At 66.5% G+C, this 2,389-nt stretch carries 3 protein-coding genes; all 3 read left to right on the top strand.

Annotated features, from left to right (window positions below; translation table 11 throughout):
• Positions 1 to 865: histone deacetylase family protein (locus AC5JJ6_RS09440; RefSeq protein WP_496041795.1), on the top strand; the 865-nt coding region annotated here is incomplete at its 5' end.
• Between the two features lie 111 nt (positions 866 to 976).
• The gene (locus AC5JJ6_RS09435; protein ID WP_496041794.1) at positions 977 to 2,161 is read left to right on the top strand and encodes a Re/Si-specific NAD(P)(+) transhydrogenase subunit alpha; all 1,185 of its coding nucleotides are present in this window, start codon (positions 977 to 979) and stop codon (positions 2,159 to 2,161) included.
• Positions 2,162 to 2,165: 4 nt separating this feature from the next.
• Positions 2,166 to 2,389, top strand: a 224-nt coding sequence (locus AC5JJ6_RS09430; RefSeq protein WP_496041793.1) for a proton-translocating transhydrogenase family protein, incomplete at its 3' end; no start/stop codon positions are given.

The raw sequence follows: 2,389 nt of genomic DNA, 5'->3' as shown, positions 1-2,389 counted from the left end.
CCCGGCCCGGATCGATACGGTCTGGGACGTGCTCGGGTCCGGCGACTTCCGGCAGTTGGAGCAGCGCGAGGCTCCGGAAGCGACGGTCGAGCAATTGGCCGCAGTTCACAAGCGGCCCTATGTCGATGCCGTGCTGGATGCGGTGCCGAGCCACGGGCGGGTTCATCTGGACGCCGACACCGTCCTTTCCTCCACGTCGCGCTCCGCCATCCTGCGCGCATCGGGAGCGGTCTGCGCCGCCGTCGATGCGGTGCTGGGGGACGAGGGCATCGACAACGTGTTCTGCGCTGTGCGGCCCTGCGGCCACCATGCGGAGCCGGCGCGGGCGATGGGGTTCTGCGTCTTCAACAACATCGCCGTCGGGGCCGAGCACGCCCGCCGCAAGCATGGCGTCAAAAAGGTCGCCATCGTCGATTTCGACGTCCACCACGGCAACGGCACGCAAGCCATGGTGGAGGACGAGCCGGAGCTGTTCTTCGCGTCCACCCACGAGTGGCCGTTCTATCCCGGCACGGGAGCGCGCGAGGAGCGGGGCAATCACGACAACGTCGTCAACGTCCCGCTGGCTGCCTTCACCGGTTCGGGAGAGTTCCGGCGCGGCATGAAGGACTTCGTCCTGCCGGCGGTCGAGGCTTTCGCCCCCGACCTGCTGATGATTTCCGCCGGCTTCGACGCCCACCGCCGCGACCCGCTGGCCCACATCAACCTTGAGGCGGAAGACTTCGCCTGGGCGACGCGGGAGTTGATGGCGGTTGCCCGGCGGCACTGCGGCGGCAAGATCGTTTCCGTCCTGGAAGGCGGCTATTCCATGGACGGGCTGGCCGAAAGCCTTGCGGCCCATCTGCGCGAACTGATGGCCGCCTGACCTTCCAAACATCCGATTTCTACCGGCGCGGCCCCGCGATGGGCCGCGAACGGACCCCCTTTGCCTGCATTGTGGCGAAGGCAAGAACAAGCCTCGGAGGAGCACGATCCCATGAAAATCGCAATCCCGAAGGAGCGGCGCGCCTCTGAAAGGCGGGTTGCGGCCTCGGTCGACACCATCAAGAAGTACAAGGCGCTGGGCGCCGAGGTGGTCGTCGAGACCGGAGCCGGCGACGGCGCCTCGATCCCGGACAAGGCCTTTGCCGATGCGGGAGCGGAGATCGCTCCGGATGCCGCATCGACATATGCCGACGCCGACGTCGTGCTGAAGGTGCGGCATCCCCTGAGCGCCGCCGAAGGCACCGACGAGATGGCGCTGATGAAGCGCGGCGCCGTGCTGATCGGCATCCTGAACCCGCATTCCAACCGCGATCACCTGCCGGCCTATGCCAGTGCTGGCGTCACGGCGCTGGCGATGGAACTGGTGCCGCGCATCACCCGCGCGCAGTCGATGGACGTGCTGTCCAGCCAAGCCAACCTTGCCGGATACCGGGCGGTGCTGGATGCCGCGTCGGAGTTCGGACGGGCGTTTCCCATGATGATGACGGCGGCCGGCACGGTTCCCCCGGCCCGCGCGCTGATCATGGGCGTCGGCGTCGCGGGCTTGCAGGCGATCGCGACGGCCAAGCGGCTGGGCGCCGTGGTTTCCGCGACCGACGTCCGGCCGGCGGTCAAGGAGCAAGTCCAGTCGCTGGGCGGTACCTTCGTCGCGGTCGAGGATGACGAGTTCAAACAAGCTGAAACCTCCGGTGGCTATGCCAAGGAAATGAGCAAGGAGTACCAGGCCAAGCAGGCGGCCCTGATCGCCGAGACGATCAAAAAGCAGGACATCATCGTCACCACGGCGCTGATTCCGGGACGTCCCGCCCCGCGTCTGGTGACGGACGAGATGATCGCGACCATGAAGCCGGGATCGGTGATCGTGGATCTGGCTGTTGAGGCCGGCGGCAATGTCGAAGGCTCGGTCGCCGGCGAGATCGTCGAGAAGCATGGCGTCAGGATTGTCGGCCACGCCAACGTGCCGAGCCGGATCGCGGTCGATGCGTCGATGCTCTACGCCAAGAACCTGTTCGCATTGCTCAGCCTTTGTTTCGATGCCGAGAAGAACTTCGCGCTGCCGTGGGACGACGAGATCGTCAAGGCGATCGCACTGACCCGCGACGGCGCCGTGATCCATCCGACCTTTGCGCCGGAACCGACGCCGTCTCCGGCACAACCTGCCAGCGTGGGAGCGTGAACCCATGGCCGAACATAGCTTCTTCATCACCGGCCTGACGGTCTTCGCACTCGCCTGCTTCGTCGGCTACTACGTGGTGTGGCGGGTGACGCCGGCGCTGCATTCGCCGCTGATGAGCGTCACCAACGCGGTGTCGTCGGTGATCATCGTCGGTGCGCTGATCGCGACCGGCAGCACGGCCGGCTTCACCTTCTCCACGGCGCTGGGCTTCCTCGCCGTCATTCTTGC

The sequence above is a fragment of the Skermanella sp. genome, from assembly GCF_059503625.1.
Note: the sequence above shows the minus strand (reverse complement) of the source record. Positions and strands in the feature narration are given on the sequence as shown.

Coding starts and splice junctions, on each gene's coding strand:
- AC5JJ6_RS09435 (WP_496041794.1), top strand. CDS start 977: ATGAAAATCGCAATCCCGAAGGAGCGGCGCGCCTCTGAAAGGCGGGTT.